This window comes from Rhodococcus sp. 06-235-1A (assembly GCF_002258785.1).
Taxonomy (GTDB): Bacteria; Actinomycetota; Actinomycetes; order Mycobacteriales; family Mycobacteriaceae; genus Rhodococcoides.
Genome location: NZ_NOYI01000002.1, coordinates 115479 through 140764 on the forward strand (window position 1 = coordinate 115479; position 25286 = coordinate 140764).

The following is a 25286-nucleotide window of genomic DNA, read 5'->3' on the forward strand; positions in this document are numbered from 1 at the left end:
GCGTCTTGGGGGCCGTCCGCTGACGCGAAACAGCTTCGGCTTTCGAGTATCGCAGCCCATGAACGCCGCGGGGGACGCACGCGAAAATCACCAGGGTGACGGCTGATAGTCCTTGAGGAAGGCGCCGTACAGATCTGTTCCGAGCTCTCCCTGCACGATCGGGTCGTACACCCGAGCCGCACCGTCCACCAGGTCGAGCGGAGCGTGGAATCCCTCGTCGGCCAGGCGCATCTTGGTGGGGTGCGGCCGTTCGTCGGTGATCCAGCCCGTGTCGACGGCGGTCATCAGGATTCCGCTGGCCGACATTTCTTTCGCGCTCGTGCGCGTCAGCATGTTCAGTGCTGCCTTGGCCATGTTGGTGTGCGGGTGTCCGGGGCCCTTGTATGCCCGCCCGAATTGTCCCTCCATCGCCGAGACGTTGACGACGTACTTGCGTCGCGCTTCCGAGGCTTCCATTGCCGGACGCAGACGCGACACGAGAATGAACGGGGCAACGGAATTGCACAGCTGCACTTCGAGCAACTCGACCGGGTCGACCTGCTCGACGGTGTGGATCCAGCTGTTCGTCTCGGCCAGGTCCGGTACCAGACCGCCTGCATCGATAGCGAGCCCACTCTCGATTCTCTCGGCCGTCACCGAGCCCGCGACCATGGCGAGCGAGGCCACGTCGTCCGCACTCAGCACTGCGGCCGGCTGCCCGCCGAGCGCCGTTGCCGGCAGCGAACTCGCGAGTGAGGCAGGGTGGGCATCACTGGTCTTGCCGAACGTGATGCGCTCCGGGCCCGCCCCGTCGGCCAGGGCGGCCGGCAGAGGCTCGGCCTCGGCGTCGGCCAGCGCGCTGTACGAACCGGGGGAGCGCTTGACGGTTTGTGCGGCATTGTTGATCAGAATGTCCAGCGGCCCCTCCGCCGCAACCGAATCGGCAAGTGCCACAACCTGAGCCGGATCGCGCAAATCGATCCCGACAACGCGAAGACGATGCAGCCACTGGTCGCTGTCGTCCATCGCAGCGAATCGCCGAACCGCATCGTTGGGGAAGCGGGTGGTGATGGTCGTGTGTGCACCATCCCGAAGCAGTCGAAGCGCGATGTACATCCCGATCTTCGCCCGACCTCCGGTCAGCAACGCGCGTCGTCCGGACAGGTCCGTCCGCGCGTTGCGCTTACCGCGATTGAGCGCCGCGCACTCCGGGCACAGCTGGTGGTAGAACGAGTCGACATCGGTGTAGCGCTGCTTGCAGATGTAGCAGGGGCGAGCCTTGATCAGCGTGCCCGCGATGTCACCCTCGGCGCGCGAGGTGAGCGAAAGACCCGCAGTCTCGTCGTCGATGCGGTCCGGCGATCCGGTTGCGGTGGCAGCGACGACGGCGCGGTCGGCGGCGTTGACGGCATTACGCGCGGCGACGCGTCGGGCACGCTTGAGATCTTTGAACATGGCACCGGAGGCACGTTGGACGGCGATGGAATCAGGGTGATTCTTGTCCAGTTCCGCGGCCTGCTTCAGCACCCGCAGACACGTCTCGAGTTCGGTGGGGTCGATCGAGTCCATCGTCAGTCTCCTAGCATTCGCCCGGTCGAGCCGAAAGATGTGAGGGAGAACGAAAAAGACCCCGATTCCGAAGAATCAGGGCCCGTTTCGTCTGTCTCAACTCAGATCTCTGAAAATCTTTGTCTGTCTACATCATTCAGACGGTGTCCGAGGGGGGACTTGAACCCCCACGTCCGTTAATAGGACACTAGCACCTCAAGCTAGCGCGTCTGCCATTCCGCCACTCGGACAAGCGCGACTGCTGTCGCATCTCTTCTTCTTGCATTCACAGCCGGCCGCTGTGCGCTGCGTAAGATTATCCGACGGGTTCCCGATAACCCAAATCCCCACGTCAGTTCATGCCTGATGCCGTTGCACGTGGTGCTCCCGGCGAATTCTGGTGGTAGGAACAACGGTGTGCCCAACGATGTGAGCAACCCCGGAAATCACTCCGCCAGCAACCCCACCGTCGCCCTCGACGAGGTCGTGGAGCTGGTCAGTTCCCTCATTCGGTTCGACACGTCGAACACCGGAGAACTCGAGACCACGGTCGGTGAGAAGGAATGCGCCGAGTGGGTCGCGAGCAAGCTCGAGGAGGTGGGGTACGAGACCGAGTACGTCGAATCCGGCGCCCCGGGCCGAGGCAACGTGTTCGCCTGGTTGCGCGGAGCGGACTCCTCGCGAGGAGCGCTGTTGGTTCACGGACATCTGGACGTCGTGCCTGCGGAACCCGCCGACTGGAGCGTGCATCCGTTCTCCGGTGCCGTCGAGGACGGGTACGTGTGGGGCCGGGGTGCGGTGGACATGAAGGACATGGTCGGTATGGCTCTCGCGCTGGCCCGGCAATTCAAATCCAACGGAACCGTGCCGCCCCGCGACATCCTGTTCGCGTTCCTCGCCGACGAGGAGGCGGGCGGCAAGTATGGATCGCACTGGCTGGTCGACAATCGGCCCGACCTGTTCGAGGGCGTCACCGAGGCCGTCGGCGAGGTCGGCGGGTTCTCGCTGACCGTCGCACGACCGGACGGTACCGAGAAGCGGCTCTACATGGTCGAGACGGCGGAGAAGAGCCTCGCCTGGATGCGGCTCACCGCCAAGGCGCGCGCCGGGCACGGATCGTTTCTGCACGACGACAACGCCGTGACGTACCTGGCCGAGGCCGTCGCCAAGCTCGGCAATCACACGTTTCCGTTGGTCCTCACCGAATCGGTGTCGCAGTTCCTGCACGCGGTCTCCGAGGAGTCCGGCCTCGACTTCGACCCCAACTCGCCGGATATCGACGGCACCCTGCTCAAGCTCGGTAGCATCGCGCGCATCGTCGGAGCGACTCTGCGTGACACCGCGAACCCCACGATGCTCTCGGCCGGATACAAGGCCAACGTGATTCCGCAGACCGCGACGGCGGTAGTGGATTGCCGGGTGCTGCCCGGGCGACAGGCGGCCTTCGAGAAGGAGGTCGACGAGCTGATCGGCCCGAACGTCGAACGGGAGTGGATCACCAAACTCGAACCGTACGAGACCACGTTCGACGGCGATCTCGTCGATGCCATGAACGACGCCGTCCTCGCGCACGATCCGAACGGTCGAACGGTTCCGTACATGTTGTCGGGTGGAACCGATGCAAAAGCGTTCGCGCGCATCGGAATTCGCTGCTTCGGCTTCGCTCCGCTTAAGCTTCCGCCGGAGCTCGATTTCGCGGCGTTGTTTCACGGGATCGACGAACGAGTACCCGTGGAGTCGTTGGAGTTCGGTACACAGGTACTGGAACACTTCTTGATGCACAGCTGACACGAAAGGAACCATCGTGGCGTACAACCCATACGACTCGCTTCCGGACCTACCGTCCTTCGAGTTGACGTCCGAGGACGTCGAGGACGGCCAGGCGTTGGCCGCTCAGCAGGTCAGCGGAATCATGGGAGCCGGTGGGCACGACAACTCTCCGCAGCTGTCCTGGTCCGGCTTTCCCGAGGGCACCAAGAGCTTCGCGGTCACCGTCTACGACCCCGATGCGCCCACTGCGTCGGGATTCTGGCACTGGGCCGTGGCGAACATCCCCGTCGAGACGACGTCACTGGTGTCGGGCGCAGGCGACGACGGCGGCACCGGGGTGCCCAGCACCGCAGTGACGCTGAAGAACGACGCAGGCCTGTTCCGCTACATCGGAGCGGCTCCGCCGGCCGGTCATGGACCGCACCGGTACTTCATCGCCGTCCATGCGGTGGACGTCGAGCGGCTCGAAGTGGACGAGACGGCCACCCCGGCCTACCTCGGCTTCAATCTGTTCTCACACGCCATCGGTCGTGCGGTCATCACCGGAACCTACGAGGCCTGACCTCGGCCCTGTCGTGCGCGTTTTGCGTAGCTCCAGCTACGCAAAACGCGCACGACAGGATCAGGGCCTGTTGGCCGAACCCACCGCGTCCGCGATGGTGGCGAACCCGTTCTGCTCCAGTCGTGCCGACAGTCCCCGGTGAATGCCCTTGATCCACAGCGGACCGCCGTAGATGAACCCCGTATAGCCCTGCACCAACGAAGCGCCTGCGGTGATGCGCTCCCAGGCCTGCGCCTCGGTCTCGATTCCCCCGACCGAGATCAACGTCAGCTGCGTACCCACTCGGCGGTAGAGACGACGCAGCACCTCGAGTGACCGCTCTGCCAGCGGTGCGCCGGACAGGCCTCCGGCTCCCATTCCGGCAACCAGCTCTGCATCGCTGCGCAGGTCCGCACGCGAGATCGTCGTATTGGTGGCCACGATGCCGTCGAGACCGAGTTCGACGGCGAGGTCGGCCACGGCATCGATGTCCTCGTCGGAGAGGTCGGGGGCAATCTTGACCAGCACCGGCACGGTCACCACCGACTGCACCGCTTCGAGAATCGGGCGCAGTGATTCGACGGCCTGCAGGTCGCGGAGCCCCGGGGTGTTGGGCGAGCTGACGTTGACCACGACGAAATCCGCCAGCGGCCCCAGCAAACGAGCGCTGGCGGTGTAGTCCGCGGCCGCGCCGGCCGGTTCGACGATCTTCGTCTTGCCGATGTTCGCACCGATCGGGATGCGGGTGCGTCTCGAGCGCAAACGCTGTGCGGCATGTTCTGCGCCGTGGTTGTTGAAACCCATGCGGTTGACGATGGCCCGATCGAGGGGCAACCGAAACAGTCGAGGGGTCGGATTACCGGGCTGGCCCTGAGCTGTCACGGTGCCGATCTCGGCGAACCCGAATCCGATGGGTTCCCAGGAATCGATGCCGTCGGCGTTCTTGTCGAAGCCGGCCGCAAGGCCCAGCGGAGCTGGGAAGTCGACGCCGAACACCGTCGAGCGCAGGCGCGGGTCGTCGGCCACGAACAACTTTCCGGCCAGATGGCGCAGCGGCGGTACGACAGCCACCGCGCGGAGTACACCGAACGCCAGGTGGTGAATCCGTTCCGGTGGCACGAGGAACATCAGGCGCAACAGCGCGCGGTACAGACGGTCTCCCACGGTCTTCTTTCCGATCGATCCGGCTCGGTCCAACATCCTGCGCTGGAACAGTACTGTCGCGCGCTCAGATTCCGGGCTCCGGGATGTGGTGCGCAGTCTTCTTGCGCTTGAGCAGCACTCGTCTGCTGCCGTCGGTGTAGAGGCGAACCCGCGACAGTTCCCAGCCGCCGAACTCCGCCTGAATTGCCAATCGCATCGACGCCGTGACCCGGGTGACGTCCGGGGGCAGCCGTAGCGGAACGTACTCCCAGTCGTCGGAGGGAGACACTTCCCATCCGACGGGCATCTTCGCTCGGCCCGGTGTCGAATTCTCGTGTGTGCTCACGTGCCTCCTCGGTCTGCTGTCCGGCGTTCAACGGCCTGCAGCGGGGATCCGTTGCAGCCCGTCTCCGGTGGCCGATCCCACGTACAGGTCGCCCGTATCGGCGTCGACGGCAATCGAATCCGGCTGCCGCACTGTGGGGAACCGATCTGCTTCGACCGGAATTCCGGTATCGAGTGTGTACCCGACCACCTCGTTGAGGGCGGGCAGCGTCACCCACGCGATGCCGGACTGTTGATCGTAGGCGATGGCCCAGGGCTGCGACCCGACCGGAAACCGCTGCCGCATCAGCAGATCGTGCGAGGTGAAGACGAGCAACTCGGTCCCGGTCGAATCGGTGACGAGCAGACGCCCGAATTCGTCGCTGGTCATCTCGGCGGCACCTTCGCCTGCCCGCAGGGCGACTCCGAGGGTGCCGTCGTCCAGATTCAGATCCGTCACCGAGGTCTGCCGACGATCGAGTACCGATACACCCTTGGGAGTGCTGGCCAATGCGTCGGCCGAGGTGACGCTACCCCCGGAGACCGTGCTGGTGACCTGTCCGTTCGCGTCGAGTACGCGGACCATCCCGGTGTCGTCGCCGACCGCGGTCGAACCATCGGGCAGGTCGGCGGCCGACAGTGCATCCGCATCGACGGTCAGATCGGTGCGCTGACCGTCCGCCACATCGATTCTCGCGACCGAACCGTCCATGGGGACGAGCACGGTCGAGTCCCGTCCTGCGACGAGCCCTGCCCCGGTGGAGCCCAGGTCGACCACGCGCGTCTCGGCGGACTCGCTGTCGCCGACCAGGCTCACGGTGGTCGATGCGTCGGTCAGCGCCACCAATGTGCGGGTGACGGGGTCGAACGTGAGCGCGTTCACCGGCGCGAACCGGCTGACGATTCCAGCGGGCGTCACCGCAGTCGCGGGTGACTGGGCCGGTGGTTGCGGTTCGACCGAGATCTCGTCGGTGTTCTCGTCGTCGCTCGAGCATGCGCTCACCGACCACACTGTGACGACGGCGAGCGCAGACGCAACTGCCACTCGAACCGAACGTGCCGACGGTGTTCGCATGGGACCGAACCTACTTTCTTGGTGACGCTGACCTGTGTGACGCTGACCTGTACGACGCAGCCCTTACGCTGCCACATCTGTACCAGCGTGCCCGATACCGAAGAAATCGTCCGTGTCGGGCCGGTGCCGCCCGGTCGCATGGGGACTAGCGGTAGCGTGATCCTCCGAATCGAGTGCGCGACATGGGAGTGGACGTGGGATCCGAGGAAGCACACTTCGTCGTCGAGGAAGTGAACGCGGGAACGCACGCGAACGGCTTCGGGCGCACCGACGACGGCCGATCATTTGCGTTTCGAGTGCACCGAAGCACCCTCTACGTGAAGATCTACCGGGCCGATGTGCGGTCTCCGGTCCCGGATCGGTCCGAGATCGAGGCGGTTGCCGAACATTCGGTTACCGAGGTCGATCTGACCGACGAACGCAGCATCATCGGCGTGGTGCGTGATGCTGTCGCACACGCACAGCAGTTGTCCGATGCGTCACAGCGAGACACCACGGCCGTCCGGGCGTTCTTCAATCGGGTCAACTCCGTGCTGGAAGGCTTCTGACGCGCAACGCACGTCGGTCACGGGCAATCAGGCGCTGACGTCGTCGAGGGCGGATGCGATGGCGGACGGAAGTTCGAGTTCCTCGGCCATCAATGCGCCCATCAACTGAGCCAGATCGCGCGCTCCCACGATCGCGCTGCTCACGCCAGGCCTGTCCCGAGCCCAGGCGAGCGCGACGACCAGGGGAGAGGTCGCCAGCCCGTCGGCCGCGGTGACGGCGGCGTCGACGATGCTGACAGCAGAATCGGTGAGGTACGCCAGCACGGACTCCGCATGCACTTCGTCGGCACCACGGGAGTCCGCGGGGATTCCGTTGCGGTACTTGCCTGTCAGCACGCCGCCCGCGAGGGGAATCGCGGCGAGAACACCGATGCCGTGGTGGTCTGCGGCAGGGATCAACTCGTCCTCGACCCCGCGGGCCAGCAACGAATATTCCGCCTGGGTGGCCACGATCCGTCCGGTACCGGCTGCGCCCGCCGCCGTCGCCAGCTGCCAGCCGAGGTACCCACGGGCTCCGGTATAGCGGACCCGCCCACTCGAGACGGCATAGTCGAGGGTGGCTGCGACCTCCTCGACCGGAGTCATCGGGTCCCAGGCAGCCACCTGCCACAGATCGAGATAGTCGGTTCCGAGTTCGCGCAGTGTCGCGTCCAGCTGACCGAGTAGGCCGCGGCGCGAGCAATCGACGTCGTATCTGCCGTAGCGCGGGTTCAGTCCGGCTGCGCTGCTGATCACCAGCTCGTGCCGCGGGACGACGTCGTCGAGCAACTCGGCGAGTACTCGCTGCGCGCGCCCGTCCCCATACGCCGGCGACGTATCGACGAGTGTGCCGCCGGCCTCGGCGAAGGCCGACAGCTGTGCTGCGGCATCGTCACCGTCGGTTCCGCTGCCCCAGCCGAGGGTGCCGAGGCCGAGTCGCGAGACTCGAAGTCCGCTGGTGCCGACCGATCTCTGCTTCATATGTGCCGAATGTCCTTTTACGTGTGATCGTCGGTGTCGAACTGCACTGCCGCCAGTGCACAGTAGTGCGCCCGGCCGCTGTCTGTGAATGTGCCGCGCCGCGTCGCTCAGCTCGGTACGAACCGGCCTCGCCGGGTACGGTCGTGCCCGTGAATCGCGAATTCAGGGGGCAGGCCGTCGGCCGCGCATCTCTAGTGGACAGTCCATCGGGATCGATGTCGGAGCGGGGTGCCGCATGATCGACATGACGTGGTTGCAGGCGATCATCCTGGGTGCGGTGCAGGGTCTGACGGAATTCCTGCCGATCTCCTCGTCCGGGCATCTGCGCATCGTGTCCGGTGTGTTCTGGAACGAGGATGCCGGGGCCTCTTTCACCGCGGTGACCCAGCTCGGCACCGAAGCTGCAGTGCTGCTGTTCTTCTGGCGCGACATCGTCAGAATCGTCAAGGCCTGGTTCGTCGGTCTGACGAGGAAGGACGAGCGCGGGCTCGATTACCGCATGGGCTGGTATGTGATCATCGCCACCATTCCCATCGGCGTTCTCGGACTGCTGTTCAAGGATCAGATCCGAACCGGTGCCCGGAATCTGTACCTCATCGCGTTCATGTTGATCGCGTTCGCCATCGTCATCGCGATCGCCGAGAAGGTCGGCCGAAAAGAACGTCCGATCGAGAAGTTGACCACCCGCGACGGCATCGTCATGGGTCTGGCGCAGTGCCTGGCCCTGATCCCAGGTGTGTCCCGTTCGGGAGCAACGACCAGCGCCGGCCTGTTCCTCGGGCTCGAACGCGAGGCAGCCGTACGATTTTCGTTCCTGCTCGCTATTCCTGCGGTCACGGCCTCCGGTCTGTTCTCGCTGCCCGACGCCTTCGAGCCGGTCGGCTCGGGCCTGGCTGCGTCGGGACCACAGCTGCTGGTGGCCACGGTCATCGCGTTCGGCCTCGGCTACGCCTCGATTGCCTGGTTGCTGAAGTTCGTCGCGAACCACTCGCTGTACTGGTTCGTCGGCTACCGCATCGTGCTGGGTGTCGTGGTGCTCGGCCTGCTGGCCGGCGGGGTCGTGTCCGCAACGTAGATCCACCCTCATTAGGGTCGATGCAATGACAGTCATCTTGCTTCGGCATGGCCGCTCGACGTCGAATACCGCCGGTACTCTCGCAGGTCGCAGCGCCGGCGTCGAGCTCGACGATCGCGGGCGCGAGCAGGCGCAGGCAGTTGCCGACCGTCTCGGCGAGCTCCCCGTCGCGGAGATCGTCCGCTCGCCACTGCTGCGGTGCGAGCAGACCGTCGAGCCGCTGGCTGCCAAGCTCGGGCTCGCGCCGCTGGTCGAGGACCGGCTGGTCGAGGTCGACTACGGGCAGTGGACCGGTCGAACGATCAAGGAATTGCTTGCCGAGCCGCTGTGGAAGGTGGTTCAGCAGCATCCGTCGGCTGCGGTGTTTCCTGAGGGCGAAGGCCTGGCCACAGTTCAGCAACGTGCGGTTCGGGCCGTGCGCGAACACGACGCGCGGCTGGCCGCCCAGCACGGTCGAGATGTGTTGTGGGTGGCGTGCTCGCACGGGGACGTGATCAAGTCGGTGCTGTCGGACGCGATGGGTGCCCACCTGGATTCTTTTCAGCGCATCGTCGCCGATCCGGCATCGATCAGTGTCGTTCGCTACACCTCGACGCGACCCTTCGTTCTGCGGACCAACGACACCGGGTCCGATCTGAGCGTGTTCGTACCGAAGGCCGAGGAGCCGAGCACGCCGGAAGCGGGCAACGCGGACTCTTCGGACGCGGTCGTCGGTGGTGGGGCGGGCACCTAGAGCTCCGATTCGGCGCTGACACCCTGATCGGTGGCAGGCTGGAGGGCAAGCAATACCGTCCGTGGTCGATCTGTGGCCGATAATGAAAGTTCCGCGAATCGCTTCGCGGAGCTGTTCGAGTCGTTAAGGAGGTGCAATGCCGCGCGCCATACACGTTTTTCGCACCCCTGATCGTTTCGTTGCCGGGACCGTTGGTGAACCGGGCGACCGAACGTTCTTCCTGCAAGCGGTGCACGACGCCCGCGTGGTGTCGGTCGCGCTGGAGAAGCAGCAGGTTCAGGTATTGGCCGACCGGATGGGGCTTCTCCTCGAAGAGGTACACCGTCGTTTCGGGGCGGAGGTACCGGCCGAGGAGGCCGATACGGTCGACACGAGTCCGCTGTTGACTCCGATCGACACCGAGTTCCGTGTGGGCACGATGGGTCTCGGCTGGGACGCCGATGCCAATGCCGTCGTGGTCGAGCTGTTGGCGGTCAGTGAGGTCGAGGTGGACGAATCGGTCGTTCTCGACGACACCGACGAGGGCCCAGATGCCGTGCGAGTGTTCCTCACCCCGGTTCAGGCTCGCGAATTCGCGGTTCGGTCCGAACGCGTGATCGCTGCGGGCCGCGCACCGTGCCCGCTGTGCGGACAGCCGCTGGCCCCCGAGGGGCACGTCTGCATCAGAACCAACGGCTACCGCCGCGGTGCGACGTTCGGACCGGTGACCGAGGTCGACGAGTCTTGACCGTCGAACTGCCCCCGTTCGAGGGCCGCGAAATCATGGAGACCGGCGAGCTCACCATCGTCGGTCGAGTGGTCTCGGCCAGCAACGCCACGCTGGTGTGCGAGGCGGGCGAGGGCGAGTCGGCCGTGCGGTGCGTGTACAAGCCGATCCGGGGAGAAGTGCCGCTGTGGGACTTTCCCGACGGCACACTCGCCGGACGGGAGGTGGCGTCCTACGCGATCTCCGAGGCTCTCGGCTGGGGCGTCATTCCGCCGACGGTTCTGCGTGACGGGCCGTTCGGGCCCGGAATGGTGCAGAAGTGGATCGATACACCGGAGGAGCATGCGGAGGGACGCGTCGACCTCGTCGATATCTGCCGACCCGATCTGGTGCCCGCAGGGTGGATCCCGGTTCTCCAGGCGTACGACGGCGAGGGTGAGGAGATCGCGCTCATCCACGCCGACGATCCGCGGCTGCAGCGGATGGCGGTTCTCGACGTGATCCTCAACAACGCCGATCGCAAGGGCGGCCACGCACTCGAAGGTCTCGACGGCTACGTGTACGGGGTCGATCACGGCATCTGCCTGCACGCCGAGAACAAGTTGCGCACGGTGTTGTGGGGGTGGGCAGGCCAGGCCGTGGACGACGCACTGATGTCCGACGTGGTGCGGTTCGTCGAGACGTTCGACGCGGTCGTCGCACCACGATTGGTCGACAAGATCACCCTGACCGAAACGGTCGCGGTTCTCGATCGGGCTCAGGAGTTGATCGCCCGCCCGGTCATGCCGGAGCCTCGTTCGAGCAGACCCATACCCTGGCCCGCCTTCTGATCGGGCTCGGATAGGCTCGGCTGCATGCATTCTTGGTCGAGCCCGGAGATCCCGACAATTCCCGGACAGGGTCCAGCGCTTCGATTGTTCGACACCGCCGACCGCCAGGTACGCCCCGTCACCCCCGGTTCGACGGCGCGGATGTACGTCTGCGGAATCACCCCGTACGACGCCACCCACCTCGGGCACGCCGCGACGTACCTCACGTTCGACCTGATCAACCGGCTGTGGCGAGATGCGGGCACTGAGGTGCACTACGTACAGAACGTGACCGACGTCGACGATCCGCTGTTCGAGCGTGCAGACCGTGACGGTGAGGATTGGCGCGATCTGGGAGCACGTGAGATCGAACTCTTCCGCGCCGACATGGAGGCGCTGCGGGTGATCGCACCGCGTGACTACATCGGTGCCGTCGAGTCCGTCGACGAGGTCGTCGAACTGGTGGAGAAGTTGATCGCGGCCGGTGCCGCCTACGTCGTCGACGATGCCGAGTACCCCGACGTGTACTTCCGGGCCGACGCAACCGAGCAGTTCGGTTACGAGTCCGGCTACGACCGCGCCACGATGGACAGGTTCTTCGCCGAACGCGGCGGTGATCCGGATCGGGCGGGCAAGCGTGATTCTCTCGATGCGCTGCTCTGGCGCGCCGTGCGACCGGGTGAGCCGTCGTGGCCGTCGCCGTGGGGTCCAGGTCGGCCCGGCTGGCACATCGAGTGCGCGGCGATCGCGCTCAACCGGATCGGGTCCGGGTTCGATATCCAGGGCGGTGGAAGCGATCTCATCTTCCCGCACCACGAATTCTCGGCCGCACACGCCGAGGCTGCTACCGGTGATCCCCGCTTCGCCCGCCACTACGTGCACACGGGAATGATCGGGCTCGACGGCGAGAAGATGTCCAAGAGCCGCGGCAATCTGGTGTTCGTCTCCAAGCTTCGAGCCGAGAACGTCGACCCCGCGGCCGTACGACTCGGTCTGCTCGCCGGGCACTACCGCCAGGATCGGCCCTGGTCCGACGAGGTCCTCGAACGGGCCCACGTTCGGCTCGCACTGTGGCGTCGAGCCGCGGCGCTCGAGAGCGCAGCGTCGGCCGACGACGTGATCAACCGGTTGCGTCAACACCTGGCCGACGATCTGGACACCCCCAAGGCACTCGACGCTCTCGACGCGTGGGCGAGCTTCGCGGTCGAACGCGGTGGCTCCGATTCGGGCGCGCCCGGTGCCTTCGCCGACGCGGTCGACGCCTTGCTCGGGGTTCCTCTCCGTTAGGTCGAGTCCCCGGTCCGCAGATCCGTCAGCAGATCCGGGATCAATCGTTCTTCCATGACGGCTCTGCCCGAGTCACGCAGGGCGGCAGCCAGTTCCGGATCCCACGGACTGCCCGTCGGATGACCTTTCAGTGGCTCGGAATTTCGTGCATCGAGCGCGTGACGGTACGAATCGACGTCCATGCGCCACGGTGTCGCGTCGTATCGGGAGATGGCTCGAGTCACCATGTGCACTCCGGCCCAGTCGAAATCGGCACGCCAGCGGATGGTGGTGCCGGGTGCGCGGAAGCCGAGAAGTTTGTGGACAGCGGCAGAGGGCTGACCGTCGGTACAGATCAGGCTCGCGCAGTTCGAGCCGAGAGTCCGGGCTGCAGCGGCGAGTACGGCCACGTTCTCGCAGACGAACACTGTGGACGAGGTGTTGGTGAGTGGGCCACGCGAGAGCATGTCGACGGTGAGGGGAAAGGGCACACCCTCGTCGGCAGCCTCGTTCAGCCAACGTGCCACCGTATGGGTCTGGTCGACGCGGTAGCCGAGCAACAGTACCCGGCTGGACACTGCGTCGACCGATACCCCGGCGGTCTCCCACAGTGCCCGGATTCCTACCGGATCCGCGGGGCGAGGCACGTTCTCGCGCAACGACAATGCGTCGAGGACGAGTTTCGGCGCACCACCGGCCGAGAGTGCCTTGGTATCACTGCAGGCCAATTCGGCGAGCTCGGTCAGCGACATCCCGTCCACCGGAAGCAGCGCGAGGACCTGCGTGGCCACCCCGAGCGCATCTACCGCGACGCGGCCGCCGAGGGTGCCGTCCTGATTGAGCAGCGAGGCGATCCAGTGGTCGATCCACTCGCGATCGGTTCCGCCTCCGAGGGTCTCCCGGGCCCGATCGAGTGCATCGGCTCGCACCTGTGCCTTGTCCGCTGCGATGCGCTTCTTGTCCTGCAGCGGTGCCTGCCGAGTGAGGGTGTCGATCAGTCCGAGACCGCCGTTGAGAGGATGGCTCAGCCACGCGTCGAACCGCTCCAGGTCGAGCCTGGTGCTGCGCGCCCGAGAATGCAGACTGGAGTTGGATCGAGAGATCGCACTGCACAGACGCCACAGCTCCGGTGCGTCGCTCAGATCGACGGTGATGTTGCCCCCGACGCGAAGCCAGTTGGACTCCAACTTCTTTCGCGCAGCCTCCAGCAGCGCAGCCAATTCGACGCTGCCCCGCCATTCGCTGTTATCGGACAAACTCCAACCCACCTTCGGTTCGGGTCGGTACCCTGCGGGTCAGCGGTGACCCGAGTGCTGCGGCGAGATCGGTACCGTCGTGTTCGGCGAACAGTTCGCCGTTCTCCCACACCAGAAGTGCTGCGCTGACGGTGTTCTCGGCCGTCGAGTGCGCCAGATCGTAGTGAGCACAACCGGGGACGTCCCCGTAGGTGATCCACAGGTCGTATCCGGTCATGAACAGATCGAGATCGAATTGCACACTCAGGCCGAGCAATTCGCTGCGGCCGTTGTCGTCGACACCGGCGAATGCCTCGTCCAGCGCCAGCAGTCGAGGCGAGTGCGGATCGGCAGAGGACAGCATCACGTGCGCCGCAGCGAACAGTGGCAGATGCAGCGACACCGATTGCTCACCACCCGAGAGCGCACTGTGGCGTGCGACGGTGAGCCGATCCTCGTTGCCGTCACCGCTGATGAGCGTGAAGGCGAACACGCGCCAGCGGCGATAGTCCAGTGTCGTGGAGAGGATCTCGGGGTACGACCTCTCCGGATGCGCCGCGCGAGCGATCCTGATCTCCGACGCGAAATGGGCCCGCATCGCAGCCAGATCGTCCTGGTTCAGCGCCGAGGCGTCGCGATCGAGCAGCTTGGACACCGCCCGGGCACCGTCGTCGAGGTTGTCTGCGAGAACCCAGTGCACACCGATCGTGTTGCCCGAGGACATGCGGCGCTGCTTCATCTCGGCGGACATCTGCGCGATCAGTTCACGTGCGTCGACGGTGCGCTCGTGAATCTGCTGCGCCAGGCCGGTCAGCAGTGCATCTTCGAGAATCCGGCGCTCCTGCTCGGTCAGCAGCAACTCCTGATCGGCTCTCGCCGCACCGATTCGGTCGGCGAAGTCTCCGACCGACGAGTAGCCCTGCTCGTCCTGCACACGCACCACCGTCAAGCCGTCCGGCGCATCCCACTGCAGGCGGTAGTCCTGACCCGATGCCGCCAGTTGCGAGTCGAACTCCTGCAGCGCACTCGTCAGCGCCGTCCGGGTCGACTTCCGACTCGAGTCACTGACTTTCACCGACGCCGTCGCCGCATCGAGTGCCGAGTGCAACGCACGCACCACCGGCGGAAGCACCGGAACCTCGTCGTCGGGACCGTCGGCCTGTTGGACTCGATACAGGATCTGTTCGACGCTCAGCCACGCCGACTCGCTGGCCGGCCAGGCGTAGGTCTCGTGAATGCCGAGAATGCCGAGTAGGTCCTTACGGGCATACGGCGCGAGCCGCACTGCGTCGCCCAGAGTTTCGGTGACGGCACCGCGCAGGCCTTCCAGCGCTGTGTTGCAGCCGCCCTCGGCCTTGCCGATCGCTTCGCCGGCTTCCTTGTCCGCTTTACGCGCGGCCCGCTGCTCGGCGCGGCATTTCTCGATGCGTTCGCGCGCGTTCTCCAGATCGGTGTCGATCTGTTCGGCGGTGGCACCGAGCTTTTCGCTCAGGAGCTCGAGGCGTTGGACCTGCTGCCGGTAGTTCTCGTCGGCTATCGCGGCTTCCTCGGCGAGTTCCTCGGCCAACCCGGTTGCCTCTTCGAGTCGGTTGGTTGCTTCGCGGGCGCGTTCTGTTTCGCGTGTGTGCTCGCCGCGCTTGCGGATCACCACCGAGCCCTGATGCTCGAAATGCCGAATCGCCGCGGCGAGGGCATCGATGTCGCGACCGAGGTGCGGGGTGCGGTGCGCCACAGCGACGGTGCGCAGCTGCTTCTCCTTCGCGGACAGGTCTGCGATCGCCTGGTCGAATTCGCGGTCGGCCGCGGCAGAACCCTCCTTGGAGGTGCGCAGCGCCCCCGCAGCGGCGGTGACCGCACGTTGCGCCTTCACGATGGCCGAGACCCGGGGGAGTTGCTTGGCGGCTGCTCCCAGAGCCTGAACCAATTCGCGGGCAGATCGCTCGTCGGCCGTCGCGGTCTCGAGTGCGGCGGTCGCGGTGTCGATCGCTGCGCCGAGCTCGGCGATGCGTTGCTCTCGCCGACGCGCCCGGGCCGTCGCACCGATGTACTCGGCATCGGTCTTGGTGTGGCGGCCCTGCTGCACCCCCTGCCAGTACCGACCGTCGATACCTATCGAGACGGCACTACCCGGAGAAACGCCTTGATCCTGCTGCAGTGCAACCGAACTCAGTACGTCGAGGATCCGCGATTCGGATACGGCAGTACCGGGCTCAGGCTCGAGGACGGACGCCAACGTGGTCTCGGTCGGCCTCGAGGCCTCCGGCAGCGGCGACAGATACTGCTCCGAGTTCGAGTCGCCGGGGAAGTCCGCGGTCGGATGAATCCAGCCGTCGAGCAGATTGGCCGCCTGCAGCGCGGATTCGATCCCCGCCGCGTCGGTGGGGGAGACGGTGTCGGCAAACCGAACGAGCTGCCACAGTGGTGCACCCGAGAGTTCGGCGCGAGATCCCGTTCGTGCGGCGAACGGCGGTGGCGCATCATCGTGTTCGGCCTGCACCAGCGTCAATTCGTCACGCAGCACGGTCAATTCGGTCGTACGCGTGCTCACGTCCACACGAGCCTGCGCCTGTCGAGCGCGGATCGAGTCGATACCGTCGGCGGTCTGCTCGGCAAGAACCGATTCCAGACTCGGGGCGTCGTCGTCGCCGATCTCTGCCAACGCCGCGTCGAGGGCCTCGAATGCCGTCGCGGTGATGCCTGCGGAGGAATACAGGGTCGAATTGGTCGACCACCACGCCCGCAGTCCCGAAGCGAACTGCGCCTTCTCCAGGTCGACGGTGGCCTCGGCTTCGGTGACCGCCGCCGACGCCGCCTCGAGCATCTCGCGAGCCTTCGAAGCGGCCTTCTCCGCGCGAGCGCGTTCCGTCGCCGCCTTGTCGACGGTTCCCAGCGCCTCTCGCACCGCCCGCACGTCGCCGTCGCGTTCCTCGGCATGGCCGCGCAGAGCGGTGCTGATCTGATCGCTTCGCGCTGTTCCGGGCAGCGGTGTCCAGACGATACCCGCGTCCTCGGCCGCCGTCTGCAACTCCTCTTCGGCACGGGTCACCCCGGCAACGGAGTCCCGGAGTGCGGAATCGGCCCGAGCCGCCTCGCTGGTGCGCTGTTCCAGTTCGGCGTGCGCCTTGCGTGCGCGGTCGGCCTGCTGGGCCGTCGAGATCTCCAGCTTCGCAGCGGATTCGGCCAGATCGTCCAGTTGCTGTTTGCCCTCGTAGGCGCTCGAGCGCTGCAGTGTTTCGCGGTCTGCGACGGCCTGATCCAAAGCGCGTTCGGCCTCGTCGAATCGAGTTTCCGCTGCCGCCCGTTCCAACAGGCGCCGGTCCTTCAAAGCAGCCGCGGCGAAGTGTGCGGTGGTCGCATGGGTCATTGCTTCGAGCCGGCGCGAGACCTGCTCGACGTCCGAGCGCGTCTGTACTCGAAGATATTTGGAGTACACGGAGACGAAGTTCTTGGCGGCATGATCGGCCTGCGCCAAACCTTCGAGCGCCCGGCCCACTTCTTCCATGTCGGAGAACGAGCGTGCAGCTTCGAGTACCAACTGCTCGTCCAATGGACGCAGGCCGTCGGTCAAGGCCTGCGACAGACCCTTGGGGTCCAGATTCTTCGCCAACTGCGGACGGCGAAGTGTCAGAATCAGATTGATGAGCTGGTCGTAACGCTGGGCACCGAGACCGAACATGCGGGCGTCGATCGCGGCCCGATAGTCGACCGGGCGATCGGTCAGGGCGTCGGTGCCCAGCTCCTCACCGAGTTGCTTCTTCGTCAACGGCCGGTCGTCGGAACCGAACAGCGAGAAGTCCACGCCCACTCGGCCGTCGGCGACGAAGTACCAACGGGTCACCTTGTCGTTGTGTCGGCTGGCGCGCATGCCGATGCCGACTGTCACCGATTCGGGATCCTCGCGCGATCCGCGCCCGAATTCCATCCACACGTACGAGTGTGCGCTCTCCTGCCCTCGGTAGAGCAGGTTCGATTTCATCGTCCGTTCTTCTCCGGCAAACGGATTGAGCCGGCGCGGTTCGATGCGGCCGTCCAGTACGAACGGGAACAGCACTTCGAGCGCTTTGGTCTTGCCGGATCCGTTGGGGCCACGCAATACCAGGCGACCGTCTGCGAACGAGAACTCCTGATCGCGGTAGTCCCACAGGTTGACGATCCCTGCTCGCGTCGGCCGAAAGCGTGTCGAGTGTGCGGTCATCTACTCAAACCTCTACTTCGGATGGATCGGTGGTGGGGGCTGGTGCGGTGCCGAACAATGACTCTTGCGGGTCTCGGTCGCGCACGCTCACCATCACGTCTCGATATCGCGCGATCACCGGCAGCACCAGCACGCCGCCGGACACGCTGTGTATCAGTCGAAGTCGATGCAGCAGCGCGATCGATCGTAGCCGCAGACCGTTCCGGTCGGTCTGCCACTGAGCGGCGAACGTACGACCGAAGCGTTCGACCAGATCGTCGACCACCGACACCAACCAACTGTCCTCGATCAGCGGATAACGCTTGCTGTCTTCTGCATCGCCCAAAGCTGTTGGATCGGAACCGAATCCGAACTCGGCGAGATCGCCGAACACTCCGCCGTCGGGAATGGCGCTGTCCAACTGCTCGATCAGTGCATCGCCCGAGGGAAGCGGAAAAGTCGACAGCGCGGGTGCATCCGGATCGATCACCCGGTCCGAAATTTCGCCCGCAATCAGCAATGCGACCTGAGCAATAGTTCCGGTGCTGGGGAAGCGGTAGTCCGAGAGTCTTCCCGATGTGTCGATGAGAGCCACGCCCTCCGCCCGGCGTTCGGCAACGAGGCCGGTCAGCAACTCGACGTCGGCAACGGTGCGGGTCGCGCTCAGTGCAGTGCGGCCGTCTTGGTCGAGATCGTCGAGATAGACGACGGGTTTCTCCACCAACGCGCGGCGTACCGCACGCAGCGTTTCCTTCGGGTCCGCCTCCCGTCCGGAATCGCCGTGTCCCGGATCGGAATCCTCGGGATCGATCGGGGCGTCCGAGTCGGCCAACATACCGCGAATCGATCGCAGATGCTGCACGGCGCGAGGCGGCCTGAACAGGGCGACGACGACGGGTCGGTCGATGTCGTAGAGCGCCTCGCCTGCGGACGGGTTGTTCGCCCAGCCGGTCGCGTCACCGTCGGCCAACGCAATGGCACCGCGTGTCGCGAGCCAGCCGATCGCGTCGACGAATGCGTCTCGGTCACTTGCTCGGTCGGTTGTCAGCTCGACGCCGTCGACCTGACTCGCTTCTGCCGCAACGTGATCCGCGAGTTCGGACAGGGTGATCTGATTCCCGGCCCTGCCGAGGGCGGCCAGTGCCAGCGCCAGGTACGCGTATCGGCGGCGATCGAAGATCCGGTCGGTGGACGTTCGCGCGGGTTGGCTGTCGTCGAGTCCGTCGATCACCGGGAACAGTCGTGCGGTGGTCTCGGTGACCTCGAGTCGATATCCGAACAGCTCGAGCAGGTCCTCACGCAACTCGGTGGCCCATCTGCGCAGCAATGGCAGTGCGATCCGATCGGGGTACGTCGTGGTCACCAGGTGATTCGACAGCGCGACCCGGGCGGCCCGCTGGTAGGAATCCAGTGCGAGGGTCGAGATCTCGCGAGCTCTCATCGGCGTGCCACCTCGCTGACCTCGAGCGCGAGGCGGTCGAGATGCAATCGGCCTCTGCTGGTTCGCACGATCGTCGAACGGTCGCTGTCGCTCAGCGTCAGGCGGACGCCGCTGTCCGATCCGGACGAATCGGAGGTGCGGCCACTCACGCGTACCCGCGCGGTCAACGCAGCATTCAGCAGGCTCAACAGCACCTCGGTTTCCTGCTCGTCGAGAATTCGGTCGTGGATTCCGGCGGATGCAAGCGACTGTGCTGCGGAGCTGCGTGATCGCTGTGACTCGAGTTGCTGCTCCCGAAGCCGTCTGATGCTGCCGTCGTTGCGTTGTACCCGTCCCGGAACGCCGGGGGTGGGGGTGCGCCCGGTCTCGGCCAGGGTGCGCGAGATCTCGACCGGCGGTGCCTCCCACCACGATCGGGACGTGGGGATGATGTCGGCGTCGGGATGCACCATCGACAGATGCCGTGGTTTGCCCAGGCCGAACACGGCATGGAACAGGGCGTGCGCGCTGTCCTCGGTGGGGGCGGCAGCGAACCAACCGGCCAGATGGCGCAGTTGGCTCTCGCGGCTGACTCCGCCCTTACGGGTCTCGGTGACACGGCGCAGCAGTGACAGCACGGCAGCGATCGCGCTCATCGTGCCCTCGCGGAGTCGCTCGGACTCGCTGAGCTCGGACTCGGCCGAGACGAACCAGTGCGAGAGACCGGCCCAGCGATCGGTCCAGTCGGCGCGGCGTTCGGCGACGGTGAGAAACACTCGTTCGTCGCTGATCGCGGCTCGCTCGACGAGTGCTTCGATGCCGGTGCTCTCGACCAGCGCAATCGCTTCGGCCAATTTTGGGGCGTAGCGCGTCAGATCCGAGCTGAATTCACGCATGTGCGTCAGCAGAGCGTCCTTGTGGACCAGAAACGACTCCGGTGTGATTTCGGTGGTGCGCACCAGGTCACCGAGTACCAGATAGAAGTGGGCGGCGCGGGTCGCCATCTCCGACAGCGTCGAATCGAGTCGGCTGAGCTTGCGGTAGATGCGATCGCCGTCGGCCTGACGGTTCGCCTCGGCCAATTCGTGCATGTCGGCCAATAGCTCGGGCAGCACCAGCCGCGACAGCGCAGCGTCGTCCAGGCGGGCCCCGAGCACGTCCTCGACTGCACGATAGGCCTTGTAGCCGGCTTGACCGAATTGGTAGACGAAGTGCCGATTGCGGTACTCGGCGAGGGTTGCGGCGCGAGTCCCGTCGTAGCTGCGTTCGAGCAGGCCCCAGGCGTGGAGCTGATCGAGCAGAGGTGCGATGTCGAGGGTGGTCGGTGTGTCGCGGTGCCCCGAGCTCCGTGCGATGAGGTCGGCTACGTCTCCGGAGTGCAGCAGGACGACGTAGTTGGCTCGTGCGGTGTCGAATGCTCGCAGAACAGCCAGGTACTCGGATCGCTTCTCGGCAACGGCGAACGAGAAGAGCCCGAGACGGTCCTCCTCCACGAACGCGTTCACGGCTCCCCGCCGCGCGTCCTCACCTGATTCGCTCACTGGAACAGGGTAGGGGGTAGGAGTGGAGCCTGCGGGATGACCCTGGTGGTAGGAGTGGAGCCTGCGGAATGACCCTGGTGGTAGGAGTGGAGCCTGCGGAACGACCCTTGGGGTAGGAGTGCCAGTCGTTCGACCGTGCCGTTACAGCTCCACGGTGACTTTTCCGTCCACCACTGCGGCGGGGTAGGTGCGCACCGAGTCGATGCCGCTGGGGCAGGTGCCGTCGTCGAGCGAGAAGGTGTACTGATGCAGCGGGCACACGACGATGGATCCGTCGATCTGACCGTCGGCCAGTGGCCCGCCCTTGTGCGGGCAGACGGCATCCATCGCCCGCACCGATCCGTCGCTGAGCCGGAAGACAGCGACCTGCTTGCCGTCCACCACGTAAGCCCGTCCCTCACCGGGCGTCAGGTCTTCCAGTGCACCCACCGGCACGCTCATCGGACCGGAACCTGTGGCAGTGGAAGCAGGGGCAGCGACGGGGTGAACTGGGCGGGCGACTTCGGTGCCGCGCGATCCTGCCAGGGGTCGATGTAGCCGTCCACCGATGCCTGCATTCGCTCGTCGAGTCCCGTGACGATGCCGTCGCGGTCGTCGATCAGCACGCTCTTCAGTTCCTCCAGGCCGATGCGCGGAACCCACGCGTACGTTCGCTCGAGCCACTGGGCGTTCTCGCGGTAATGCTGAATGAACCTGCCTGCCACGGTCAGAACCTCCTCGGCCCCCGTCACGGTGGCCAGTAGATCGCCCTTGCGGATGTGCGCGCCAGCGGCACCGCCGACGTAGATCTCCCACTTGCCTTCGCCGACCGACACCACGCCGAAGTCCTTGCACAGTGCTTCGGAGCAGTTGCGCGGGCAGCCGGCCACCGCGAGCTTCAACTTCGCCGGAGTCTCCAAGCCCTGGAATCGCTCCTCGAGGGCGATGCCCAGTGCCGTCGAGTCGCCGAGACCGAAGCGACAGAAGTCGCTGCCGACACAGGTCTTCACCGTGCGCATGCTCTTGCCGTAGGCGAAGCCGGAAGGCATGTCCAGATCGCCCCACACCTTCGGCAGATCCTCCTTCTTGATGCCGAGCAGGTCGATCCGCTGTCCGCCGGTGACCTTGACCAGCGGAACGTGGTACTTGTCCGCGACGTCGGCGATCTTGCGCAACTGATCCGGGGTGGTGACACCACCCTTCATCTGCGGCACCACCGAGAACGTGCCGTCGCGCTGGATGTTGGCGTGGACGCGGTCGTTGATGAACAGTGCGCCGCGCTCGTCCACCCAGTCGGGGCCCCACACCGTCCGCAGCAACGATGCCAACGGCATCTTGGCGGCGGCATCCTCGGATCCGCCGGTCGCCAGCGCCGCGAACACCGCAGACACCGCCCGAAGATCCTGCGCTCGAATGGCGTCGATCAGTTCCGGCTTCGTCATGGGGATGCAGGGGACGTACCGGTCCGCTGTGGGATCGGCCTCGAGGGCACCGCCTGATGCGCACGCGATGATGTCCTTGACCAGGCCCTTGCACGATCCGCACCCTTTGCCCGCCCGAGTCTTCGCGGTGACGTCGCTCAGGTTCTTGGCACCCGCGTGCACGCAGGCCACGATGGCACCCTTGGTGACGCCGTTGCAGTTGCACACCTGGACGTCGTCGGCCAGCTCGGCGGCTCCTGTCGCCGCAGAGGGTGTCCCCATGTCGAAGAGCATGCTGATGCGCTCGTCGGGCAACGGCACTTTCTCGTCGAATGCCTGAGTCAGAAAGTTTGCCTTGGAGATGTCGCCCAGCAGGGTGGCACCGATCAGTTTGTTGTTCCGCACGATCACCGACTTGTACGTACCACTGCGCGGCTCGTAGAACTGGACGAACTCGTCGTCGTCGCGTTCGGGTGCCGTGATCCCCATCGAGGCGACGTCGACACCGGCCACTTTGAGCTTGGTCGTCAGCCGCGAACCATGGTATGCCGCAGCGGGATCGGCTCCGGTAAGCACATCGGCCAGGACGACGGCCTGCTCCCACAGCGGCGCGACGAGTCCGTAGACCTCGCCGCGGTGCTGGCAGCATTCGCCGACGGCATAGATGGAACCCTCGTCCTCGCAACGCAATTGGTCGTCGACGACGATCCCGCGTTCGATCACCAGTCCGCCGGCGCGGGCGAAGTCCACGCTCGGCCTGATACCCGCGGTGACGACGACCATGTCCGCGGCCAGCGAGGTGCCGTCGTTGAACCCGACTCCGGTGACGACACCGTCCTCGGAACGCAACACCGAGGTCGTCCGCTTCGAGGTGTGCACCCCGACACCGAGCGACTCGATCTTGTTGCGCAGCACGCGTCCGCCACGCTCGTCGAGCTGTTGATTCATCAGGTGACCGGGGGAGTGCACCACATTCACGTCTAGGCCCTGCGTGCGTAGACCGTATGCGGCTTCCAGTCCCAGGAGTCCGCCGCCGATGACGACGGCGCGTATATCCTCGCGTGACTCGGCCATCTGCAGCATGCCGTTGGTATCGGCGATGGTGCGAAAGCCGAACACACCACGCGCCAGCCTTCCGTCGGACTCGCGCAGACCGTCCATGTTCGGAAAGAACGTATTGCTTCCGGTGGCCACGATCAACACGTCGTAGTCGACGGACCGACCGCTCTCGCACACAACCGTCTTGGAGAATCGATCCAACGACACGGCCCGATCGCCCACATACAGCGTCACGCCGTTCTCGCTGTACCAACTCATGGGATTGAGAACGAGATCCTCGTCGTCGACGGTGGTCTCACCGGACAGCACGTGCGAGAGCATGATTCGGTTGTAGTTGCCGTACGGCTCGTCGCCGATCATCGTGATCTCGAACTGCGATCTGCCGTTGCGTTTGATGATCTCCTCGACTGTTCGGGCACCGGCCATTCCGTTGCCGATCACCAACAGTCGCTGTTTTCCGGCAGTCATCAGACGAGCACCAGACCGAAATCGACGACGACCTCTCCGCTGGTTCCGGCAGGGGCCGCGACAACCAGCTCGAGGACCGTGTCCGGGTCGACGTCCTCGACCACCCGGAGCGGAATGTTGACTCCACTCTTGGCGCCCATCGGGAAGATGCGCATCGGGCTTCCGTCGCGCAGCAAGGTCACGACCACCAGCTCGTCGCTCGAATTTCCCCCGCGAAAGTACAGCGGTTGGGCCGTCACACCCTCGGGCACGACGAAGCTCAGGCTGGGGTCGATCAACTCGGGCTTGTCCAAACCGTTGCCGGTGAAGGAGAAGACGCCTTGCAGAAATCGCGGTGTGCTGGCCATGACCACGAGGTTCCGGTGTCGGAGTGACGTGACCGCTGCGGTGACGTTACGTCGGGATCAGAAAGACCTCACCGGCTCCGGGTCTGCCCTGTGCGCACCGCTCAGAGCCCGAAATTGCCCGGGCCACGTCGCCGGAGATATTTCTCGAACTCTGCGGCGATGGCGTCGCCGTCTATCTTCGCGATCGCATCGGACATGTCCACCTCAGCGTCGCCGCGCTCCTCGAGGCTGCGGACGTACTCGCTGATCTCCTCGTCTTCCTTCGTCATCTCGGTCACCGCCTCCTCCCATTCCTCGGCCTGGGTGGGTAGTTCGCCGAGCGGGACCTCGATGTCGAGCACGTCCTCGACCCGCTGCAACAGCGCGACGGTGGCCTTCGGGTTGGGAGGCTGCGAGACGTAGTGGGGCACCGCAGCCCAGAACGAGACCGCCGGCACCCCGGCCTTGACGCATTCGTCCTGCAGAACGCCGGTGATACCGGTCGGACCTTCGTAGCGGGTCTGTTCCAAGTTGAACTGTTCGGCCGCCTCGGTGCTGTAGGCGGTTCCGGTGACCGGGACGGGCCTGGTGTGCGGGGTGTCCGCCAGCAGCGCTCCGAGAATCACGACGGTCTCGACGCCGAGCTGGTCGACGAATTCGAGGAGGTCGTCGCAGAAGCTGCGCCAGCGCATGTTCGGCTCGATGCCGCGCAACAGCACCACATCGCGCTCGCTACCCGGAGGGGAGCACACCGACAGTCGCGTGGACGGCCACTCGATCTCGCGGGTCACGCCGTCGACCTGACGGACGGTCGGTCGATTGACCTGATAGTCGTAGTAGTCCTCGGAGTCCAACTCGGCGAGGGGACTGGCGTCCCAGATCAGCTCCAGATGTTCGACGGCACCGCTCGCAGCGTCACCTGCGTCGTTCCACCCCTCGAAGGCCGCCACCAGAATGGGAGAGCGCAATTCCGGGATGTCTTCGTCGTCGTCGAAATCGGGTTCGGGATGGTCGGTGGCATTGGCCACAGCGTCGTGGACGGCCTCGATCAACGCGGCATCGAGAGGCGCATCCGAGCCGGCACCTGAAATGTCCGGATCTTGGCTACCGTCGTCGGTCGGGAACTGGACATCGAGGTTTCGGGGACTCACCACGACAGCCTACGACCCGAGTTAACTCCGGTGCC

The 25286-nt window shown here is 65.4% G+C and carries 21 protein-coding genes and 1 tRNA gene; 8 read left to right on the plus strand and 14 right to left on the minus strand.

Annotated elements, in window-relative coordinates; all coding sequences use genetic code 11:
- Positions 1-87: 87 nt before the first annotated feature.
- A complete protein-coding gene (locus tag CH275_RS00600) occupies positions 88-1548 on the minus strand; it encodes an SDR family NAD(P)-dependent oxidoreductase (RefSeq protein WP_094674238.1) in 1461 nt (486 codons plus the stop codon).
- Between the two features lie 144 nt (positions 1549-1692).
- Positions 1693-1778, minus strand: a tRNA-Leu gene (locus CH275_RS00605).
- Between the two features lie 166 nt (positions 1779-1944).
- Between CH275_RS00605 and CH275_RS00610 the strand changes: the two genes are divergently transcribed.
- A complete protein-coding gene (locus CH275_RS00610) occupies positions 1945-3315 on the plus strand; it encodes a M20/M25/M40 family metallo-hydrolase (RefSeq protein WP_256990796.1) in 1371 nt (456 codons plus the stop codon).
- A gap of 16 nt (positions 3316-3331) precedes the next feature.
- A complete protein-coding gene (locus tag CH275_RS00615; protein ID WP_032377863.1) occupies positions 3332-3859 on the plus strand; it encodes a YbhB/YbcL family Raf kinase inhibitor-like protein in 528 nt (175 codons plus the stop codon).
- Between the two features lie 60 nt (positions 3860-3919).
- On the opposite strand, the gene CH275_RS00620 is transcribed toward CH275_RS00615, so the two are convergent.
- From CH275_RS00620 to CH275_RS00630, 3 genes are all read right to left on the minus strand, one after another.
- Entirely contained in the window at positions 3920-4990 is a 1071-nt protein-coding gene (locus tag CH275_RS00620) for a quinone-dependent dihydroorotate dehydrogenase (protein WP_094674607.1), read from the minus strand.
- Positions 4991-5066: 76 nt separating this feature from the next.
- On the minus strand, positions 5067-5288 hold the full coding sequence (locus CH275_RS00625; RefSeq protein WP_032377864.1) for a DUF5703 family protein: 222 nt from the start codon (positions 5286-5288) through the stop codon (positions 5067-5069).
- 66 nt (positions 5289-5354) lie between these two features.
- Positions 5355-6380, minus strand: a complete 1026-nt coding sequence (locus tag CH275_RS00630) for a YncE family protein (protein ID WP_256990797.1) — start codon at positions 6378-6380, stop codon at positions 5355-5357.
- Positions 6381-6562: 182 nt separating this feature from the next.
- On the opposite strand from CH275_RS00630, the gene CH275_RS00635 reads away from it, so the two are divergent.
- A complete protein-coding gene (locus tag CH275_RS00635) occupies positions 6563-6928 on the plus strand; it encodes a hypothetical protein (protein WP_094674240.1) in 366 nt (121 codons plus the stop codon).
- A gap of 27 nt (positions 6929-6955) precedes the next feature.
- On the opposite strand, the gene CH275_RS00640 is transcribed toward CH275_RS00635, so the two are convergent.
- Complete coding sequence (locus CH275_RS00640; protein WP_094674242.1) at positions 6956-7888, minus strand: aldo/keto reductase; 933 nt, start codon at positions 7886-7888, stop codon at positions 6956-6958.
- Between the two features lie 244 nt (positions 7889-8132).
- On the opposite strand from CH275_RS00640, the gene CH275_RS00645 reads away from it, so the two are divergent.
- The 5 genes from CH275_RS00645 to mshC all read left to right on the plus strand — a co-directional run bounded on the left by CH275_RS00645 (position 8133) and on the right by mshC (position 12498).
- The gene (locus tag CH275_RS00645; protein ID WP_094674611.1) at positions 8133-8963 is read left to right on the plus strand and encodes an undecaprenyl-diphosphate phosphatase; all 831 of its coding nucleotides are present in this window, start codon (positions 8133-8135) and stop codon (positions 8961-8963) included.
- Between the two features lie 25 nt (positions 8964-8988).
- Entirely contained in the window at positions 8989-9696 is a 708-nt protein-coding gene (locus CH275_RS00650) for a histidine phosphatase family protein (RefSeq protein ID WP_094674244.1), read from the plus strand.
- 136 nt (positions 9697-9832) lie between these two features.
- Positions 9833-10423 carry a DUF3090 domain-containing protein gene (locus CH275_RS00655; RefSeq protein WP_032398057.1) on the plus strand — a complete coding sequence of 197 codons (591 nt, stop codon included), beginning with the start codon at positions 9833-9835 and terminating at the stop codon, positions 10421-10423.
- A gap of 35 nt (positions 10424-10458) precedes the next feature.
- Entirely contained in the window at positions 10459-11232 is a 774-nt protein-coding gene (locus tag CH275_RS00660) for an SCO1664 family protein (RefSeq protein WP_179275919.1), read from the plus strand.
- Between the two features lie 24 nt (positions 11233-11256).
- On the plus strand, positions 11257-12498 hold the full coding sequence (mshC, locus tag CH275_RS00665) for a cysteine--1-D-myo-inosityl 2-amino-2-deoxy-alpha-D-glucopyranoside ligase (protein WP_094674248.1): 1242 nt from the start codon (positions 11257-11259) through the stop codon (positions 12496-12498).
- Here mshC and CH275_RS00670 read toward each other — a convergent pair.
- The 8 genes from CH275_RS00670 to CH275_RS00705 all read right to left on the minus strand — a co-directional run bounded on the left by CH275_RS00670 (position 12495) and on the right by CH275_RS00705 (position 25128).
- A complete protein-coding gene (locus CH275_RS00670; protein WP_256990798.1) occupies positions 12495-13733 on the minus strand; it encodes a DUF2399 domain-containing protein in 1239 nt (412 codons plus the stop codon). The two genes, mshC and CH275_RS00670, sit on opposite strands and share 4 nt — an antisense overlap.
- Entirely contained in the window at positions 13723-17907 is a 4185-nt protein-coding gene (locus tag CH275_RS00675) for a TIGR02680 family protein (protein WP_094674252.1), read from the minus strand. Before CH275_RS00675 ends, CH275_RS00670 begins: the two co-directional genes overlap by 11 nt.
- A gap of 4 nt (positions 17908-17911) precedes the next feature.
- Entirely contained in the window at positions 17912-19327 is a 1416-nt protein-coding gene (locus CH275_RS00680) for a TIGR02678 family protein (RefSeq protein ID WP_094674254.1), read from the minus strand.
- A complete protein-coding gene (locus tag CH275_RS00685) occupies positions 19324-20811 on the minus strand; it encodes a TIGR02677 family protein (RefSeq protein ID WP_306436930.1) in 1488 nt (495 codons plus the stop codon). Before CH275_RS00685 ends, CH275_RS00680 begins: the two co-directional genes overlap by 4 nt.
- A 177-nt stretch (positions 20812-20988) precedes the next feature.
- Positions 20989-21288 (minus strand): Rieske (2Fe-2S) protein, encoded by a 300-nt coding sequence (locus tag CH275_RS00690; RefSeq protein ID WP_094674258.1) that lies wholly within the window; start codon positions 21286-21288, stop codon positions 20989-20991.
- Positions 21285-23774 carry a nitrite reductase large subunit NirB gene (gene nirB / locus CH275_RS00695; protein WP_094674260.1) on the minus strand — a complete coding sequence of 830 codons (2490 nt, stop codon included), beginning with the start codon at positions 23772-23774 and terminating at the stop codon, positions 21285-21287. Before nirB ends, CH275_RS00690 begins: the two co-directional genes overlap by 4 nt.
- Positions 23774-24121 (minus strand): molybdopterin oxidoreductase, encoded by a 348-nt coding sequence (locus CH275_RS00700; protein WP_094674262.1) that lies wholly within the window; start codon positions 24119-24121, stop codon positions 23774-23776. Before CH275_RS00700 ends, nirB begins: the two co-directional genes overlap by 1 nt.
- A gap of 101 nt (positions 24122-24222) precedes the next feature.
- Entirely contained in the window at positions 24223-25128 is a 906-nt protein-coding gene (locus CH275_RS00705) for a PAC2 family protein (protein WP_094674613.1), read from the minus strand.
- Between the last annotated feature and the right edge of the window lie 158 nt (positions 25129-25286).